Origin of the sequence: Nostoc sp. PCC 7524 (genome assembly GCF_000316645.1) — a bacterium.
Classification (GTDB): Bacteria; Cyanobacteriota; Cyanobacteriia; order Cyanobacteriales; family Nostocaceae; genus Trichormus.
The window spans coordinates 3,131,649-3,149,985 of the sequence record NC_019684.1 but is presented as its reverse complement, the minus strand read 5'-3'; the positions used below and the strand labels follow the sequence as shown (position 1 = coordinate 3,149,985).

General features: G+C 41.6%; 17 protein-coding genes and 1 pseudogene. 10 read left to right on the top strand and 8 right to left on the bottom strand.

Features of this window, described 5'->3' with window-relative positions; all coding sequences use genetic code 11:
• The first annotated feature begins 12 nt into the window (after positions 1 to 12).
• From NOS7524_RS12575 to NOS7524_RS12565, 3 genes are all read left to right on the top strand, one after another.
• Positions 13 to 1,635, top strand: coding sequence for a DEAD/DEAH box helicase (locus tag NOS7524_RS12575; RefSeq protein ID WP_015138859.1), 1,623 nt, complete (start codon positions 13 to 15; stop codon positions 1,633 to 1,635).
• Positions 1,628 to 3,451 carry an ATP-binding protein gene (locus NOS7524_RS12570; protein WP_015138858.1) on the top strand — a complete coding sequence of 608 codons (1,824 nt, stop codon included), beginning with the start codon at positions 1,628 to 1,630 and terminating at the stop codon, positions 3,449 to 3,451. The genes NOS7524_RS12575 and NOS7524_RS12570 overlap by 8 nt, the downstream gene beginning before the upstream one ends.
• Positions 3,452 to 3,617: 166 nt before the next feature.
• Positions 3,618 to 3,887: a hypothetical protein gene (locus NOS7524_RS12565; protein ID WP_015138857.1), complete on the top strand. Its 270-nt coding sequence runs from the start codon at positions 3,618 to 3,620 to the stop codon at positions 3,885 to 3,887.
• A gap of 45 nt (positions 3,888 to 3,932) precedes the next feature.
• Here the strand turns inward: NOS7524_RS12565 and NOS7524_RS12560 are convergent, their stop codons facing one another.
• Entirely contained in the window at positions 3,933 to 4,331 is a 399-nt protein-coding gene (locus tag NOS7524_RS12560) for a type II toxin-antitoxin system VapC family toxin (protein WP_015138856.1), read from the bottom strand.
• The gene (locus tag NOS7524_RS12555) at positions 4,316 to 4,591 is read right to left on the bottom strand and encodes a hypothetical protein (RefSeq protein WP_015138855.1); all 276 of its coding nucleotides are present in this window, start codon (positions 4,589 to 4,591) and stop codon (positions 4,316 to 4,318) included. Before NOS7524_RS12555 ends, NOS7524_RS12560 begins: the two co-directional genes overlap by 16 nt.
• A 161-nt stretch (positions 4,592 to 4,752) precedes the next feature.
• Between NOS7524_RS12555 and NOS7524_RS12550 the strand changes: the two genes are divergently transcribed.
• From NOS7524_RS12550 to psb28, 4 genes are all read left to right on the top strand, one after another.
• Positions 4,753 to 5,901, top strand: a complete 1,149-nt coding sequence (locus NOS7524_RS12550) for a cysteine desulfurase family protein (RefSeq protein WP_015138854.1) — start codon at positions 4,753 to 4,755, stop codon at positions 5,899 to 5,901.
• Positions 5,902 to 6,136: 235 nt separating this feature from the next.
• Positions 6,137 to 6,877, top strand: a complete 741-nt coding sequence (locus tag NOS7524_RS12545) for an RNA methyltransferase (protein WP_015138853.1) — start codon at positions 6,137 to 6,139, stop codon at positions 6,875 to 6,877.
• Positions 6,878 to 7,089: 212 nt separating this feature from the next.
• Positions 7,090 to 8,565: a serine hydrolase gene (locus NOS7524_RS12540; RefSeq protein ID WP_015138852.1), complete on the top strand. Its 1,476-nt coding sequence runs from the start codon at positions 7,090 to 7,092 to the stop codon at positions 8,563 to 8,565.
• A gap of 339 nt (positions 8,566 to 8,904) precedes the next feature.
• Positions 8,905 to 9,273 carry a photosystem II reaction center protein Psb28 gene (gene psb28 / locus NOS7524_RS12535; RefSeq protein ID WP_015138851.1) on the top strand — a complete coding sequence of 123 codons (369 nt, stop codon included), beginning with the start codon at positions 8,905 to 8,907 and terminating at the stop codon, positions 9,271 to 9,273.
• Between the two features lie 434 nt (positions 9,274 to 9,707).
• On the opposite strand, the pseudogene NOS7524_RS12530 reads toward psb28, so the two are convergent.
• From NOS7524_RS12530 to NOS7524_RS12520, 3 genes and pseudogenes are all read right to left on the bottom strand, one after another.
• Positions 9,708 to 10,518 (bottom strand): annotated as a pseudogene (locus NOS7524_RS12530) (IS5 family transposase).
• Between the two features lie 179 nt (positions 10,519 to 10,697).
• Complete coding sequence (dprA, locus tag NOS7524_RS12525) at positions 10,698 to 11,816, bottom strand: DNA-processing protein DprA (RefSeq protein ID WP_015138850.1); 1,119 nt, start codon at positions 11,814 to 11,816, stop codon at positions 10,698 to 10,700.
• 25 nt (positions 11,817 to 11,841) lie between these two features.
• On the bottom strand, positions 11,842 to 12,039 hold the full coding sequence (locus NOS7524_RS12520) for a hypothetical protein (protein WP_015138849.1): 198 nt from the start codon (positions 12,037 to 12,039) through the stop codon (positions 11,842 to 11,844).
• Between the two features lie 403 nt (positions 12,040 to 12,442).
• On the opposite strand from NOS7524_RS12520, the gene NOS7524_RS30950 reads away from it, so the two are divergent.
• A complete protein-coding gene (locus tag NOS7524_RS30950) occupies positions 12,443 to 14,137 on the top strand; it encodes a calcium-binding protein (RefSeq protein ID WP_015138848.1) in 1,695 nt (564 codons plus the stop codon).
• 82 nt (positions 14,138 to 14,219) lie between these two features.
• Here the strand turns inward: NOS7524_RS30950 and NOS7524_RS12510 are convergent, their stop codons facing one another.
• Both NOS7524_RS12510 and NOS7524_RS12505 read right to left on the bottom strand, forming a co-directional pair.
• Positions 14,220 to 14,885: a DUF2301 domain-containing membrane protein gene (locus NOS7524_RS12510; RefSeq protein WP_015138847.1), complete on the bottom strand. Its 666-nt coding sequence runs from the start codon at positions 14,883 to 14,885 to the stop codon at positions 14,220 to 14,222.
• Positions 14,886 to 14,938: 53 nt separating this feature from the next.
• The gene (locus NOS7524_RS12505) at positions 14,939 to 15,730 is read right to left on the bottom strand and encodes an SAM hydrolase/SAM-dependent halogenase family protein (protein WP_015138846.1); all 792 of its coding nucleotides are present in this window, start codon (positions 15,728 to 15,730) and stop codon (positions 14,939 to 14,941) included.
• Between the two features lie 111 nt (positions 15,731 to 15,841).
• On the opposite strand from NOS7524_RS12505, the gene pirA reads away from it, so the two are divergent.
• A complete protein-coding gene (gene pirA / locus NOS7524_RS30010) occupies positions 15,842 to 15,997 on the top strand; it encodes an arginine synthesis PII-interacting regulator PirA (protein WP_015138845.1) in 156 nt (51 codons plus the stop codon).
• A gap of 164 nt (positions 15,998 to 16,161) precedes the next feature.
• Positions 16,162 to 17,175 carry an alpha/beta hydrolase gene (locus tag NOS7524_RS12500; RefSeq protein WP_015138844.1) on the top strand — a complete coding sequence of 338 codons (1,014 nt, stop codon included), beginning with the start codon at positions 16,162 to 16,164 and terminating at the stop codon, positions 17,173 to 17,175.
• Between the two features lie 82 nt (positions 17,176 to 17,257).
• On the opposite strand, the gene NOS7524_RS12495 is transcribed toward NOS7524_RS12500, so the two are convergent.
• Positions 17,258 to 18,205 (bottom strand): phosphodiester glycosidase family protein, encoded by a 948-nt coding sequence (locus NOS7524_RS12495; RefSeq protein WP_015138843.1) that lies wholly within the window; start codon positions 18,203 to 18,205, stop codon positions 17,258 to 17,260.
• Positions 18,206 to 18,337: the final 132 nt, after the last annotated feature.

The window sequence follows — 18,337 nt, the reverse complement described above, 5'->3', positions numbered from 1 at the left end:
GAATTTTAGAGGTTGAATTTCAACGATTTACTATCAAAAGCAGATGAAGAAACACTACAGCAATTATTAGGTAGTGCAACTTTTCATCTGCTCAAACTCCTAGAACCTAATTTAGTTCATCCTAGTAAACTCAGAGAAATTCTGTTAACCCTTCATACCCCAGAAGAATTACTCTTATCAAAAGAAAAACGAGATTTAATTTTTGATTTAATCACGCCAGAACAAGCGAAAATTCTCGCTGTTGTACTAGAAGCACCTGAAAATAAAGACCCTTATCAAGCATTAAAAAAACTTAAAATAAGTGGAAATTCAGAAAGTAAAAAATATCTATTTAACTTTTTTGAAATACCACTTAAACCCAGAAACGAAAGTACAATTGAAACGCCTACAATAATTGAAAATACTCCCAAATATCCTTTATTTGCACACCAACGCAAAGCAGCTAACAAAGTAAAAAACTATCTGAGTCAACAACCTCGTCGTGTCCTTCTTCATCTTCCTACTGGTGCAGGTAAAACCCGTACTGCAATGAATATTATTGCAGACCATCTCAGAAACAATGAACCCACATTAATAATCTGGTTAGCCTACAGTGAAGAACTATGCGAACAAGCGGTTACAGAATTTCAAAAAGCCTGGGACAGTTTAGGCGATCGCACCCTTTCAACTTACCGCTTCTGGGGCAACCATGAGATAGACTTAGCACAAGCGCAAGATGGCTTAGTAGTAGCAGGATTAGCCAAAGTCTACAACGCCGCCAAAAAGAGTATCCGCTTTATTAATCAACTCGGTGTGCGTTGTTCATTAGTAATTATCGACGAAGCCCATCAAGCAGTAGCCGAAACCTATAAACTCGTCTTAGATTCCCTCGTCGTCCCCTACGAAAAAACCGCCTTATTAGGACTAACCGCCACACCTGGACGCACTTGGGCTGATATTAACACCGATGCACAACTCGCTAAATTCTTCGCCCACCAAAAAGTTACCTTAGAAATCGAGGGTTATGACAACCCCATTGATTATCTCGTAGATCAACAATACCTAGCTCAAGTTAACTATCGCTCTTTATTTTACGAAACCGGCATTGAACTCACACCCCAAGACCTCAAGCGCATTCATACAGACTTAGATATTCCCCAATATATCCTGAATCGGTTAGCCGCAGACGAACAACGCAACCTCCGCATCATCCTAGAACTAGAAGCCCTCGCCCCACATCATCAACGCATCATAGTATTTAATACCTCCGTGGAACACGCCAAACTCATCGCTTCCATTTTGCGTTTACGTGGCTTTCATGCTGATGCTGTCACAGGGGAAACCCCCAAATCCGAACGAGAACGGCTGATTCACAGCTTTAAAGACCAACAAACCCAAACCAAGATTTTATGTAACTACGGCGTATTAACCACTGGTTTCGACGCACCTAAAACCAGTGCTGCTGTTATCGCCCGTCCTACCAAATCCCTGGTTCTCTACAGCCAAATGGTAGGACGCGCCATCAGAGGAATCAAAGCTGGGGGTAATGCTACCGCCGAAATTGTCACGGTTATAGATAATCAACTCCCTGGTTTTGGTTCAGTTGCATCAGCCTTTCACAATTGGGAAGACGTTTGGAGGAAAACCCATGAATAACGCCCATGATATCGTTCCCACACACCTCGCAGTCCAAGCCATGCGCGATAACGGTTATAAAAACGCCGCCTACGCCTTAGCCGAATTAATGGATAATGCCATTCAAGCAGGTGCATCGCAAGTAGAACTGCTGTGTGGCGAACGGAAACAACTGGTAGAAGGGAGGAGGCGATCGCGCATTGAACAAATCGCCGTGTTAGATAATGGTTGTGGAATGGATGCGAATGTTTTACGTCTCGCCCTGCAATTTGGGAATGGTACATATTTAGATGAAGACAAACACACCGGAATCGGTCGTTTTGGCATGGGTTTACCTTCGTCTTCTATTTCCCAATGTCAGAGAGTTGATGTCTGGTCATGGCAAAATGGCATAGAAAATGCACTGCATAGTTACCTAGATTTAGATGAAATTAAAACTCGGCGGATAACCGAAGTACCAGAACCGAAACCTAAAGCCATTCCCACAACTTGGACAAGAATTGGTCAACAATTTGGCGAAAGTGGCACATTAGTAGTATGGTCAAACATCGACCGTTGTATTTGGCGCACTGGCAAAGCAATTATTGATAATTCAGAATTTGTGATTGGGAGAATGTATCGCAAATTCATTAATAGCGGCGATGTCAAAATCCGCATGGTAGCCTTTGATTTAGATGCTTTATATAGCCTGATTTTAGAGAAATACGCCCTCCCCAATGACCCTGGTTATTTAATAGAAAAAACCTCCTGTCCTCCACCATTTGATAACAAAGCAATGTTTGGAACTTGGCAAGGAGATACATCTTATGAAGCGACTTTCACTATTAATTTTAGAGAACAAGAACATGAAGTTAAAGTTCGCTTTTCTTATGCTAAGGAAGAAGCACGTCTTATAGAAGGAGTAAATAATCCAGGAAGCACACCTCATGGACAACACGCTAAGAGAAACATAGGAGTTTCTATTGTTCGTGCAGATAGAGAACTAGAACTAGATACGGGAGTAGTCAATGGTTATGAGCCTACAGAACGTTGGTGGGGCGTAGAAGTTGAATTTCCCCCTGCCTTAGATGATATTTTTGGAGTAACTAATAATAAACAATCTGCTCGTAATTTAAGTGAACTTTTGCAAATAGATAATAAATCTTTATCAGAAGATGGGAAGACATTCACACAGTTAAAAGAAGAGTTAAAAGAAGATGAAGATCCAAAAAGACCTCTCTTAGATATTGTCGATAAAATAAATAACCAGTTGAGTGTTATTCGTGGTTTACTCAAAGCCCAAACAAAAGGTACTCGTACCGCCACTGAAAAACGCCATGACCCTTATAAACCTGAAAAAGTTGCAACTACTGTAACTCAAGAGCGTAAATCACAGGGTTACAAAGGTCAAAGTGATGCAGATGAAAAATTACCCAAAGAAGAACGCAAACAAGTAATTAAAGAAACTCTCAAAGAAGAGGGAGTGACGGAAACAAAAGCCGAATTATTAGCCGCCACAACAGTAGATGATGGCTTGAAATATACTTTTGTTGAAGCACCCCTTGATACTCCTGCTTTTTTCTCTGTTAAACCGAGAGGAGGGGCAATTATTGTGACTCTAAATACTAATCATCCAGCTTATCAAAACTTAGTTGAAATCTTAGAAGAGGATGTTGATAAAGCTGATGTAGATACTTTGCGTTCTCGGTTAGTTAACTCTTTAGATGGGTTAAAGTTACTCTTGATGGCATGGGCTAGATATGAAGATGAACAGCCAGAGGGTAAATTTAAAGATAATGCTCAAGATACCCGCATTGATTGGGGGAGGGTTGCTAGGAGGTTTTTAGAGAATGAATAAGAGTAAATTTCACGCATTCGCCGCCAGGCGTTCCGCTTGCGGTAGGCGCAAAGACGCAAAGAGGTTAGAGAGTTGTGATGATAATTCTCTGCGTTTATTGAGAATGATAAAGTGCGATCGCTGATTAATTGAGGCACAATAGAATCAAAGACGCTATCAACACACAATGACTACTCAAATGATGGTTCAACCCTCATCTTTAATATCTTCTGGTGTTAAAATGAGTGAATTTGGCGACATTTATCTGTTTAAATTTACTGATGAGCTACAGTCTCGTTTTGAAGAACTGTTAGAGAAGAAAAAAGCTGATGCGCTCACTCCTGAAGAAGAAGCCGAGTATATAGGTATCTCCGAATTAGAGCGAATCTTTACCTTGATTAACGCTCAACTAGCAGCAAAAAGTAAATGGTGTCCGAATCAACTCGAAAACTTGTAAGATACTAGATGGTAAAAGCAAAGAAAATACTATTAATATCTGTAGTCATTGCCAATCTTCGTATTTCAACCCATCAATACGGCTAAACTCACGGGTGTTGTGGGTAATCAGCGTGAGATCATTTGCTAAAGCAATCGCAGCAATTAACAAGTCATTTGCTCCAATTGGAGTCCCCAAAGTATCAAGATGAGCGCGAATTTTTCCAGCAATTTTTGCTGCTTGAATATTTAGTGGTAAATCAGTAAACTCAGCCAACAAATTTTCCAGATGACTGAGGTTTCTGTTAACATTCTTTCTTTTGTAAGCTCCATAGTACAGTTCACTATAAACAACTGTACAGATGTAAATTTCTCTAGCAGGAATTGTCAGAATTTTTTGGGTAACAGGTGAATTTGATGAATTAAGAATTTGGATACACGCATTTGTATCTAGGAGGTAGGCCATTGAATCTCCTCCCGATTCTCAAAGGGAAGCTGTTCTGCTCTTTCCAGGGGTTCACCTTCCCAACTACCTATGACATTTTCTAAAAACCTATGAGAATAACCTAATTCTTGGGGTGTTTTGGCTGTATTCTGTGATGGTTCTGGACTCACAGGCTGAAAGACAATTACTACATCTAATTCTTGGTTAGCAATCTCAGGTGGAAGCTGGATTTGCAAAATTCCATCATTACCGATATGTGTTCTAATCTTTATGCTTTCCATAACCTGACTCGCTAACTAGAACCCGATAACCCTATAATATCGAAACCATGCTTTATTAGGGTGATTAAATCTCACGCAGAGGCGCAAAGGGTTGAGAGAGTTGTTATGATCATTCTCTGCGTTACTTTGCGTTGACTTCGCGTTCCTCCGCGTTTAAAAAAATGACCAACATAATCTATCTAGACTACCACTCAACTACCCCCGTTGACCCCAGAGTAGCCAAGAAAGTCATGTACTATATGACTACCGCCTTTGGTAATGCCAATAGTGTAGATCATGATTATGGCAATATAGCAGCAAAAGCAGTTAAACAAGCCCGTCAACAAATAGCAGAATTAATCAACGCCTCACCCAAGGAAATTATCTTTACATCTGGCGCAACAGAAAGCATCAACTTAGTAATTCAAGGACAAATTGCACAACAAAATACCCCCGCCAAAATCATCGTTTCCCCAGTGGAACACAAAGCCGTTATAGATACTTGCAAAGCTTTAGTTAAAAAAGGACTTGTTGAAATTATTTGGTTAAAAGTCAATCAACAAGCACAGATTGATTTAGAACATCTGGAAAAAGTCTGTGCTGATGGTGCGGCTTTACTTTGTATGATGGCGGCTAACAATGAAGTCGGGACAATTTACCCCATCAAAAAAATTGGCGCGATCGCATCCTCTCACAATATCCCGTTTTTATGCGACGCATCCCAAGCCGTCGGGAAAATTCCCCTCAACTTCCAAGACTGGGGGATTACTTATCTAGCAATTTCCGCACATAAACTCTATGCACCCAAAGGTGTGGGTGTATTAGTAGTGAGAAAAAATCATCCTGTCCCACCAATGATTTACGGTGGTGGACATCAACAGGGTATGAGATCCGGTACACTCAACGTCCCCGGAATCGTCGGTTTGGGGGAAGCTTGCAGATTGAGAAGGTTGGAAATGGAACAAGATGAAAATGCGATCGCCATTTTAAGAGATCAGCTACAAAACCAACTCCAAACCGCAATTCCCGATTTAGCAGTGAATGGAGACTTAAACCACCGTTTATCAGGTAACTTACACATTTCCATCCCTGATATTTCTAATACTGCCATCATTGCACGAGTTCGTCAGCAATTAGCCATTTCCACAGGTGCGGCTTGTTCATCGGGTGCAATTGCACCATCGCACGTTTTACAAGCGATGAATCTGTCAGAGAATATCATTGAGGGAGCCTTAAGAATTGGCATTGGTAAATTTACAACCCAACAAGAAATCGCAACAGCATCTTCTGTGATCATCGGCGCAGTCAATCAAGTTCATCAGCTGCTCTAAGGGAACACCAGAAAATAAACTATCCGAAATTGATGGTTTGGTAGGGTGCGTCAGTGCGATAGAACCTAACCATACCCAGAAATTATTCATACTGACGCACCCTTGTGTATTAAAAGAAGTCTCTATGAGGCTACTTTGAACATAAAATAATAAGACCCCTACCAAGTGAGGGTTTTACGTCAGATTTTCAAGGACATAAATTTGTCAAGTGGTCAAAGAATTGGGCAATCAACAAATGGGATTAGCTGGGTTAAGAATTGTGCTAGTAGAACCAGCTGGGCCGTTGAATGTTGGTAGCGTAGCCCGTGTCATGAAAAATTTTGGACTAGAACATCTAGTTTTAGTCAATCCCCAATGCGATCGCCTGTCAACGGAAGCCATGAGAATGGCAGTCCATGCCAAAGAGATTTTAGAATCAGCCGTAGTGGTGGATACCCTACCACAAGCCTTACAAGGATGTGTAAGTGCGATCGCTACTACCGGACGCGATCGCCATTGTCCATTCCCATTAGAAAACCCCAGAGATGCCTTACCTTGGCTACTAGAAGCCCACAATCAACCCGCAGCCTTGATTTTTGGTAGAGAAGATAGGGGACTCACCAATGAAGAATTAAACTATGCCCAAAGATTTGTTCGTATCCCCTCCAGCCCCAATTATCCATCTTTAAATTTGGCTTCTGCTGTAGGTATTTGTTGCTACGAACTAGCACAACAAACTCAGGTAGAGGACACTCCAACTATCACTGCCACTGAACTAGCTCCCCTAGAACTGGTAGAAGCCTACTATCAGCAATTAGAATCGTTACTATTAAAAATAGGGTACTTGTATCCTCATACAGCAACCAGCCGAATGGAGAAATTTCGCCAACTATATAATCGCGCCCACCTACAAAATCATGAAGTAGCAATGTTGCGGGGGATCTTACGTCAGGTAGAATGGGCAATTGATAACCAAACTGATAGTAAAAACTTGTAACTCTTTTGTGGAATATTTACAGGAATATTCCCCAAAACTTGGCAGATGGCTTAAACTAAACAGAAAAATGCTACTAAGTAGTAATCATGCAGTAGGGACTAGCAGAGGATGAGAGGAGAATTTTATCCTCTATACCCGATGCTCAATCCCTAGATTAAATTTTGGGTCGAGAGTCGGCAGGAAACAATTCAAGTGGGTGACAAGGAGTGGCAGTGTCAGAGTCAGGGAAGAAACTAAGAACTTTCTCAGGGCGACAACCCGTAACCCGTCGCCAGCGATCGCCTAAAGTTTCAAAGGTAGAATCAAAAAAACGTAAAGTTCCTAACCAGCAGCGTACTCCTACAGGTTCGGTAGTAGTGACGCGCTTCCATGATAACGTTCTGCCTCCCCCCATCGCGTCTAGCTCTAGAAAGCCAAGACAAGGATTGGTTATGCCAACCGCCGTCAAACCTATCCCCACTGTGACAAGGCAAGTTCCACCCTCTCCTAGAAATGTCAATGTCAAAACAGTACGAGTGCAGAGACAGCCATCACCCAAAATGGTGAAAAGAGTATCACGCAAAACACGGTTAAAGCCAATGGCCAGAGCCATTTTATATACTATCCGGTTGTTGATTGTGGGAGTTGGTATTGGTGCGATCGTCGGTACAGTTTTGTCGGTTTTAGACCCTGCAACTCGCATGACTCCCACTACATCAACTCCAGCTAATAATACTCGGCCAAATCAGTCCCAAACAACGGCCAATAACCTTGCAGCAGGCTTATACCTCACTCAAGAAATTGCACCTTTAAAAACTGCTGTGCAAGATTTGGCAGCAGCTAATCCCAATCTCACGCCAGGGGTTTTCCTGGTAGATTTAGACACGGGTGGTTATGTAGATATTAATGGTGACAGCAGTTTACCTGCCGCTAGCACAATCAAAGTACCAATTTTGATCGCCTTTTTCCAAGATGTCGATGCTGGCAAAATTCGCCTAGATGAAATGTTGACAATGCAGCAAGAGATGATTGCTGGTGGTTCGGGAAATATGCGATTCAAACCAGCCGGAACCCAGTATGCTGCCTTGGAAGTAGCAAAAAACATGATGACAATCAGCGACAACACAGCAACTAATATGCTGATTGCCCGACTAGGTGGTATAGAAGCCATCAATCAGCGTTTTCGGAGTTGGGGATTAACCAGCACAGCTATTCGCAATCCACTTCCTGATTTATCAGGGACAAACACCACCAGTCCCAAAGAATTAGTGAACTTGCTGGCTATGGTTAGTCAGGGTAAATTAGTCAGTATGCGATCGCGTGACCAAATACTTGATATCATGCGCCAAACCGAGCGAGATCATCTCTTACCCTCTGGTTTAGGAACAGGCGCAAGAGCATATCACAAAACCGGTGATATTGGTACTCTGTTAGCAGACGCAGGTGTAATTGACACTCCCACCGGGAAACGTTATGTAGCTGCTGTCATGGTACAACGTCCCAACAACGACCCCCGCGCCGAAAAACTCATTAGCTCAATTTCCCGTGCGGCTTACCAACAGTTTACGCAAACTCCTGCTACACCAAGCAACACAACCACCACCGTACCCACCACCGGCTATCAGCCACCAGTCATGACTACACCTGCACCCACCACACCTATAAGTGCTTATCAGACTCCAATGATTAATCCCTATCCTTCAAGATAAGGGATTGGGGATTGGGGATTGGGGACTAAGGACTAGGGACTGGGGACTGGGAATTGGGGATTGGGACAATAAAAATAATTTTTGTAAGTAATTCTATTTGAGTAGTTTTACTGAGTTTAGACTGATTTAATTGGTTAATAGCGTTTTTCATATATAGCAGTCGCCATATAGATTAGGACATCAAGCAATCATAAAACCTTTACACTAAGAGACTTTCCAGCCTGTCACCTGTCACCCCTAAAGGGGTTCGCCACTTGCTATATGCCGGGGAACCCGTCCACCGCAGTGGCTCACTTGTCACCTGTCACCTGTCCCCTACCATAAAATTTTGAATTTGTTATGTCATCTACCAACCCATCAATTCAGTTTTTTACAGGTATTTTTGAAGAACTTAGTAACGTCAGTTTGCGGCGGGAAGTGCGGACTGGCAAACGTGTCGTGATGATGAAATTCGAGAAATTGAAAGCTATAGAAGGATTTAATAGCTTTACAAAACAATCTTTAAACGCCTTGCTATTAAGTGATGAAGAAGGTGAAATTAGTGTAACTCCTTCTTCCACACGCTTTATATTTGGGGGTGACGAAGGTGATGAACTACAGGGTGTAGAGTGTAAATTTGAAATTGAGCGCGATGATCATTGGGATAGATTCATGCGCTTTATGCACCGTTATGCAGACGCAAATGGTATGGAGTACGGCGAGAATTGACACTCTCCCGGTTATCGAAATTTCGCTATTGCTCATTTCGATGAAAAACCGGGAGATTCTTGGTTCAACGAGTCCACTTAACTTAGATTCCTTGCGGTATCTAAGCCAGAGGTGGTTCTCTCCCCAAGCGTTAACTTTGGGTATGCCCTACCCTAGTTGCATTACTGCAAAATTTGTTTGTAGTTAAATGCTATTCGTCTAGTACCTGTGAATCTTTTACCTACTTCCAGGTGATACTAGAACTACGAAGTAGAACCATCTAGATTCAGTTGTCAAGGTTCAGCGTCTGCGTGTTAAGCAGCAAATGGGTTTTTTGAGTGGTTGATTACCCTTCCACTGTTGGCAATTGTACCATGAACACGGCAATTAAAATTGCCGTTTGCCCTACATCTCTGCTCTAAGAGGATGTTTGAAAAGTTTTAGGGAGTCAAAAATTAAGCCAATCGCTTCACCATAATACGGATCATTGCAAGATAGATAAAAGTTTCTGAGGTTTCGGGCAATAATTCATAATCTCTGACCAATCGCCGACATCCCATGAACCAGCCAAAAGTGCGTTCCACCACCCAACGTTTTTTGAGTAAAACAAAGCCCTTGCTTTGCTCTGGTCGCAGCACCACCTGTACAATCCAGCGACAAAAATTCATGACCCACTGCATGAACGGTTCCCCATCAAAGCCACCATCAACCCAGATGGTGGTTAACCGAGATTGTGGCTGAGACTGTTTAACTCGTTGGAGAACTTGTTTGCCTCCTTCTCGCTCACCGACATTGGCTGCTGTTACCAAAACCCGCAGCACTAACCCCAAGGTATCAACGGTCATAAATCTCTTGCGTCCTTTGATTTTCTTGCCAGCATCAAAGCCTACTGATTGACTCACCATTGCCGCACTCTTGACGCTTTGGCTATCAATTATCGCTTCCGATGGACTCGGATGACGTTCAATTTCGATTCTCGTCCACTCTCGGAGACTATCGTGAATGTGCAACCATGTCCCGTCTTTACGCCAGTTTCGGAAATATGTGTACACTGTTTGCTCTCGTAGGAAAGTCCCCAGGTAGCGTAGGCGTAGCCCGCCGTAGGCATCGCCATCTCACTCCTTCTAGCAGGATGTAAAAAATTGCATTCAGGACTTCCCACATATCGACTTCACGCTTACGACCACCCGGTTTCCCTTCTGGAATCAAGTCGCTAAGAAATTCATATTGTGCGAGGCTCAGGTTACTGGGGTAAGCTTTACTCATGTCGCTCTCTCGGTGCTGTTGATTATCTATTCACAGCGTATACTGAGAGAGCTTTTTTACAACATACCTGACTTTTCAAACACCCTCTAAAGAGGCAGAGTTTTAGGCTTCTCGTCCTAACATATAACGGGAGCAGAGGAGCAGAGGAGAAAAACTAATAACTATTGCCTATTGCCTATTCAACATTTCTGATACCGCATTCCCGGTAATTGTGAAACTAAACCCATCAATTCCAACTGTAATAAAGCACTGGAAACGGAGCTAGCATTCATCCCGGTTTGTTGAACAAGTAAATCAAATTGTAAAGTATCACAACCGAATACATTCATTACTTGTTGCAATTCCGGCGATAAAATCGGCAAACTTAACTGTTCTGCTGTGGGTGGTGTTTCAACTGCATCAATTTTTGGTACAGCACCCAGCATTTTTAACAAATCATCTAATTCTTTGAGAATTAAACCAGCGCCTTGACTGATTAATTTTAAACAACCTTGGGATGGGTAATCATCCAATCTTCCAGGCAGTGCATAAACATCTCTACCAAATTCATTGGCGTAGGTAGCCGTAATTAACGCACCAGATTTTAATGGCGCTTCAATAACTAAGGTGGCGCAGCTTAAACCAGCAATAATTCTATTACGACGAGGAAAGTGGGTGCGATCGGGTGGAGTTTTAGCAGGATATTCACTAACAACCAATCCAGCCGTCAAAATATGTTGGTACAAATCCCGATTTTTGTGGGGATAAACGACATCCACGCCTGTACCCACAACTGCAATTGTCCGTCCACCAGCTTTCATGGCTGCACTATGACTTTCGGTGTCAATTCCCTCAGCCATCCCTGACACTACAGTAAAGCCATTTTTCGCTAAAGCGGCGCTAATTAGACGAGTCCAACGGATACCATAATCGGAAGGTTGGCGCGTTCCCACAATCCCCACTAAGGGTTTTTGTCCCAAATTTTCTTGTAGTTCTACCTCACCCCGATAGTACAAAACCGGCGGGGGAGTGGGAGTTTCTAGTAGTAAGCGGGGATAATCTGCATCGGCTGGTGTCCAGAAATAGGGGTTGTCTTGTTGGTGCTGGATCAGTAATTGTTCTGGATTAATCTGCGATCGCTGTTTTACTACTTTCTCTAAAGTTTGTAAACCAAACCCCTCAACTTCCCGCAACTGAGCTTTGGTAGCGTTCCAAGCTGTTGCTAGCGTACCAAAATGCTGCTGTAATCGTTGCAGTAAAACCGGCCCAATTCCAGAAATTTTTGACCACGCTAACCAATATGCTCTTTCTTCCAACACTTCTATATCCTCGCACCCACTGGGTTTATTGTTCCCAAATTTGGGGATTGGGGTAAAATCTCATTTCTTGCAAGGATACGTCAGTCAGAAAAATCGTGGTTTGGTTGCTGGTGCAGCGATCGCTGCTAGTCAATTCGTGATCGGTACAGCAGCCACTACCTATAATCATCGATACATAAAATTGGGATGAATTACCATAATTATATTTGATCTGAAATTGCATAACTCCCTAATTAATCACTGATAGATAACCGAAAATAGCAATACACGATGGAGTATGTCCCAATTAAGCATAGTAAATGCTCAACCCACAACAATAAATTATTCGGAAGTTATTCAAGCTTTTAGTAATTAATTTTTATCAATTATTTGTAACTACAAATGACGCATTTACAGGAAAGAGCAAATATGTATTGCCAGGAAACAAATTATATTTCGTAGGGGTTTAGCATTGCTGAATCTCTACAACTTTACTTTGTCAGCATTGCTCAACCTGGAATTATTAAAACTGGTGCAAAAAAGATAACCACCATCAACGCAAATATATATTGCATAGATTTGATATCGGAAATTAAAGACAATACCAACTTGTAAAACAACTACTTGCTGAAAAGGAGCAAAATTTTATGCCATATATTCCCGGTTCCAATCAAAACGATTACCTACAAGGTACTGCTGGAGATGACTTAATTGAAACCTTTGCAGGTAATGATACAGTTAATGTTGCAATAACAATCAGGGAGTTTGTCGCTAATGGTCAACTCATTCGTGTACCAATTTACGAGCCTGATGATGATGGGAGCGGCAATGATACTATCTGGGGCGGTATTGGCAGTGATGCTCTTTCAGGTGGGATAGGTAATGACAGCGTTAATGGTGAAGCAGATAATGATACCCTCTGGGGTGGTATTGGCAATGATACCGTCAATGGTGGCGATGGTAATGACATCATTAATGCTCATCAAGAGTATGTTGTTTTTCGGTATGAGGGACAAGATTACCTTGATTCTTACCTAGTGTTCGATGAAGATCCAGGTGATGACTTCTTCTATGGTGGTAACGGTGATGACTTCATCTATGCTGGTAATGGCAGAGATTATATTGATGGTGGTGCAGGACTTGATGTCCTGTATTTAAATACAACCGCTTATACCAGTAACTTAACTGTCTCGTTCACCAATGCTGCTAATCCTGGTACTGTATCTACTGGCACACAATTTACAGGCATTGAGTATATCTCAGTCACCACAGGTAATGGTCATGACACAATCAATCTCTCAGCTTTTGTGACTGGTACCGAAGTTAATAGTGGTGCTGGCAATGACTTAATTACCGGAGGAACAGGTGGCGATTATCTGTATGGTGATGCCGGGAATGACACCATCAATGGCGGTGATGGCAATGATAGCCTCAATGGTGGTTCTGGGAATGATTCCCTAGATGGCGGGGCTGGTAATGACACCTTAATTGGCGGTGCTGGCAATGATACTCTCAATGGTGGCTCAGGAATTGATACTGCTTCTTATCAAACTGCCACTGCGGCAGTGAACGTTAACTTCTCCACAGGTACAGCCACTGATGGGCAAGGCGGTACAGACACCCTGATCAGCATTGAGCGGGTGATTGGTTCTAAGTTCAATGACACCTTAATAGGTGGTGTTGGCAATGATAGCCTCAATGGCGGTGCTGGCAATGATACTCTCAATGGCGGGACTGGCAATGATACTGCTTCTTACCAAAATGCCACTGCGGCAGTCAACGTTAACCTCTCCACAGGTATAACCACTGATGGACAAGGCGGTACAGACACCCTGATCAGTATTGAGCGGGTAATTGGTTCTAAGTTCAATGACACTTTAATAGGCGGTTCTGGCAATGAAACTCTCGAAGGCGGTTCTGGTAATGATACTCTTAATGGCGGGTCTGGTAATGACATCTTAATTGGTAATTCAGGAAATGATTCCCTAATTGGCGGGACTGGCAATGATACGCTCACAGGTGGTACAGGAGCTGATCGTTTTATCTTCAACTCTCTAACTCAAGGAATTGACAACATCACTGATTTTAACGTAGTTGATGATACCATTGCTGTGTCTGCGGTTGGCTTTGGCGGTGGGCTGGTTGCGGGTGCGGCGATCGCTGCTAGTCAATTCGTTCTCGGTACAGCAGCCACTACCAGTAATCATCGATTTATTTACGATCAAACCAGTGGCGCACTCTTCTTTGATCAAGATGGCACAGGAGTATCTGCACAAGTTCAAATTGCTACTCTCAATATCGGTCTGGCTTTAACTAATGCTGATATCTTTGTCAACGCTTAATTAAGAGACTTCGGTTTCAAGGGGGAATTTATTTTCAAATCCTCCTTCTATCGAGCAGGTGATGAACTGACGCTGATAAATACTAACCTCTAGCCTCTTTCACTGTTCGTTGTTGTTTCAAATAAGCAAATACTGATTTATCACCAATATCAGGAGGGATGGCTTGTACTGTTTTCCGTAAGGCAAATACTAAAAATAAAATCGCCCAAGTTCCTAATAAAACTTGTTCCCATTGAGTTGGTAAAATCCCCACTAAATGCCCTAATAATAGCAGTGGTACTATCACAGTTAACACTTTAGTTTCTAGACGATTAAAGCAAAAAGCTTCTTTAAAATAAATGCCTGTTAAAGCAGCAAAAGTAAAACCAACTCCGAATAAAGTTAGGGGTTGATTGTACACAGTCACAGCAAAAGGTTGACTGTCAAAATGCCTGATGATAAATGCACAAATGCTCCCAATTAACCAAAAGGCTTGTAATATTCTATGCAATGCTGCCATGTAAATATGTATTGTCAATAAACTGACACCAAGAGCCAGACTGAAGCAAGTATATAAAGGGGTCAGTGCTTGAATGGTAGTAGGATTGTTGGCAAATAATACTAAACCACTGCCAATAGCAAAGCACAAAGCAGCTACCATTAACCCAGAACGATAGATAATTACACCTGTGCGATCGCTCTGATTAATTGTAAACTCTCCAAACTGACCTTGATAAACTTCCGATGCAGATATTGTTGGCGTAGTCATAAGCAATTCAAAGTTAATAGTTCTACTCAAGAAAAATTTTCCCTATCCATAGTCTAATAACTAATGACTTCTAGAGAATCTTGCAAATTAATCTGTAACTGCGAGTGTGCATTACCACTGTTGATGGCAATTTCTACCCAGCCATGACTACCAACTAAAGCGACTGCTTCCCCAAAGGGAACATTGCTGTAAGTTGCACAGCCAGGTACGATTAACCCACCAGCTTGCACACACCATTTTTTACCTTGTACGTAACTCCCTGGAATATTGCTCACCAAGTTACCAAAGTGATCTATATATTGAATACAACCTGTAACACCAGTTGTTGTATGATGACATTGCTTCAGATTTAATTGCGTTAAAGTTGCAGGCTCAATTGCTTGTCCTAGCTGTTGCAGAGAAACACCACTAGCTAGATGAGCGCCCACTGGTGCGAAAATATCCCTACCATGAAAAGTCTTACTAGGTTCGGGGGTTCTCCAATATTGGGGATTCGTTAACTCGACTGCTGCAATGGCTGGAGTTTGAGCTAACACACCGCTAAATATGCCATTATCTGGCCCTACTAAAAACCCACCTGCAAATTCTACCGCGATCGCCTTTCTTTTACTCCCCACACCCGGATCTACTACAGCTATATGTACTGTCCCCTCTGGGAAGTAAAGATAAACATTCAACAAACAAAACCTAGCCGCCGCAATATTTTGAGGCGGAATCTCATGGCTCAAGTCTACCACCTGTAATTTCGGGTTGACTTGGGCGATTACTCCCTTCATCACAGCTACGTAGACATCGCGATCGCTAAAATCGCTTAATAAGGTTAGGAAAGCTTGATTTTCCCACATACTTTAAAAGTAAATGTATATTACATTAATTATTTCTGTAACAAAGGCTACGGAATTTGTGCTATGTTAAGAAGCACAGACATAATGTAAAAGATTAAGAGGTTGACCACTATGAGCCAGAATCGACACAGAGCGATGAGTGCGGCAACAGAAATACACAAACAAAATATTAAAAGGAACATCGAGTATCGCTTGGAAATAGCGAAATCTCGTGGTGATGAAAGACTAATTAGGCAATTAGAAGCAGAAATGAAGTATTGCACCTAAATCAAGTTTTCATTGTTCATAGTGTTGTTGTGTGTACTCCCGCTACGGCGGGTTTTATTTTTGGTGACTCATGCGTAAGTCCTAAATATGCCATTTGCTAGATTTCGCAGGCTTACTGAGTTAAGAAAATAACGAATATATGCACAAGTACACCAATTCATCAAATGGACGTTTGCATTCACAAGACAGTAGAGATTCTTGAGCAAGTTCATCAATCAGAGTCGGCGTTGAGACTGAAAAACCAAGCCTGTCGTTCAAAATTCTTCATTCATCCCCATCCCACGTCAAAAGTTTGTCTATTCTTGCATGGTTTCACCGCCGGCCCGTACCAATTTGAGCCACTCGGCAAGGCTTTTTTTCAAGCTGGATATAATGTTCTGATTCCCTTACAACCAGGTCATGGACGCTTAGGAGACTGGAATCGCCTCAATCCTCCACCATTACCAACGGACATTCGGACTTACCAGCAATTTGTCATCGAGTGGTTAGAGATTGCCAAAACCCTAGGTCAAAAAGTCGTAGTCGGAGGATTATCAACAGGTGGAACATTAGCGGCGTGGTTAGCTTTAGAATATCCCCAACAGATTGAGTGCGCCTTATTGTTCACTCCTTATTTGGGTAGTCGTCAATTCATCACTGATTGGCTCATCAAAATCCTACCAATTTATTTTGAATGGTTCAACAAAGATGCACCCGGCAATTTCGGTTATGACGGTTTTTGTTTAAAAGCATTAAGAATATTTCTAGAATTGGGAGAGAAGCTGTTAAAACAAGTACCAATCCATTGTTCTGCTCCTATATTAATGGTGTGTAGCGAGGCTGATAAGGCTGTTAGTCGCTCAAAACAGCAGGATTTTTTTAAAATGCTACTTAAGCAGCAACCAAAATCTTGGTATTACTGCTTTGACGATATGCTTCACATTCAACACCGAATGATGACTAGGTTAGAAGACAATGATTATGAAGAACTGGTAATTAGCCTTGCCAAAGCTTTTGTTAATAGTGATTTAACTTGGGTACAGTTTCAAGAAATGGCAAAGCAGATAACTCAACCAGAGGTAAATGATGACATCAAGCAAGAATTAAATCTTGATGCTTCAACTTTCCAAATACTTTCTGCAATGATGACTCAACATTTTGGTTGTGATCATCTCAAATGTATAAATCCATGCAAATAATCTACCAAAAATGTAGGGTACGTCAGCCGGAGGAAACCTTAACTACACCAAGAAATTATTCCTACTGACGCACCCTACTAACTTAATTTTGAGACTTCTTATAAATTAAAAACACTGAACCAATAGGCCCTGGATTCTGCACATAAATTTTATTATCGTAATACAATCCGGGAGACATACCACCATCAAACAATATGCCTTCTTGAATTTTCCCTAAACAATTATTACGAGCAATACCTTTTAATACATCATCAAATTGGTGTGGTAATAACTCTTGGTTAACCGCAGAAAACTCAATACTAGAATTAGCCTTAAAATCATTAACTAACAAAATCACATAACCCTTATTAGTAATAGCTGCCATCGAGCGATTAGTTGCTTGCTTACAAGCAAATTCTCCCAAATCTGAACAAATATCTTTAAACTTACCCTGGCTATAAAACCTACCATTACCGCCTACTAAATTGTAGTTGAGAATATTAGCATTTCTTCTGCCCACTTGAATTGTCGCCCGTCGCTGTTGTGGCTTACCACCAGAAATTCCAAAGGAAGAACGCTTATTTTTAAACACTCCTGAATAGTCTACTCCACGAGAAATATTTAAGCCTTGTGGTTTATGTTCAGTATCTATATAGTCAGCATTAATGGCTGCTATTGGTCTTTGTCCATTAAGTTTAGAGTTATCATCAGCAATCAGTTCATTAAACTGTTTTGGTATGTATTCTTTACGAACTCTGCCTCTAGTGTCTTGAGCATAAATTTTATGAGATAATCCCACATTCACCTTAAAATCTAAAGCCGCTGACCTGGGATTAAAAATAATTACATGATTGATACCTTTAGCAAATTTCTCACCTCGATTGTTAGTTTTAAAAAAATCAATACTAAATTTCGCATTTTCACCAGGACAAATTTTTGCAGCTTTTGGTGTAGCTTTTGGTATTGATTGTGCGTCTATCTTTTGACATCCTGATAATAAGCTAACGGTAGTGATTAAGAAAAATAAACCAGATATTTTGTTAAGATACATAAACAATAAAAACCCGCTACAGCATGACTATAGCGGGTAATCATTCAAATTTCCAATCAATACTGGGGACTGGGGACTGGGGATTGGGAATTAATTGAAATCATTTCCACTAATTAAGAAAAGAAACGATTA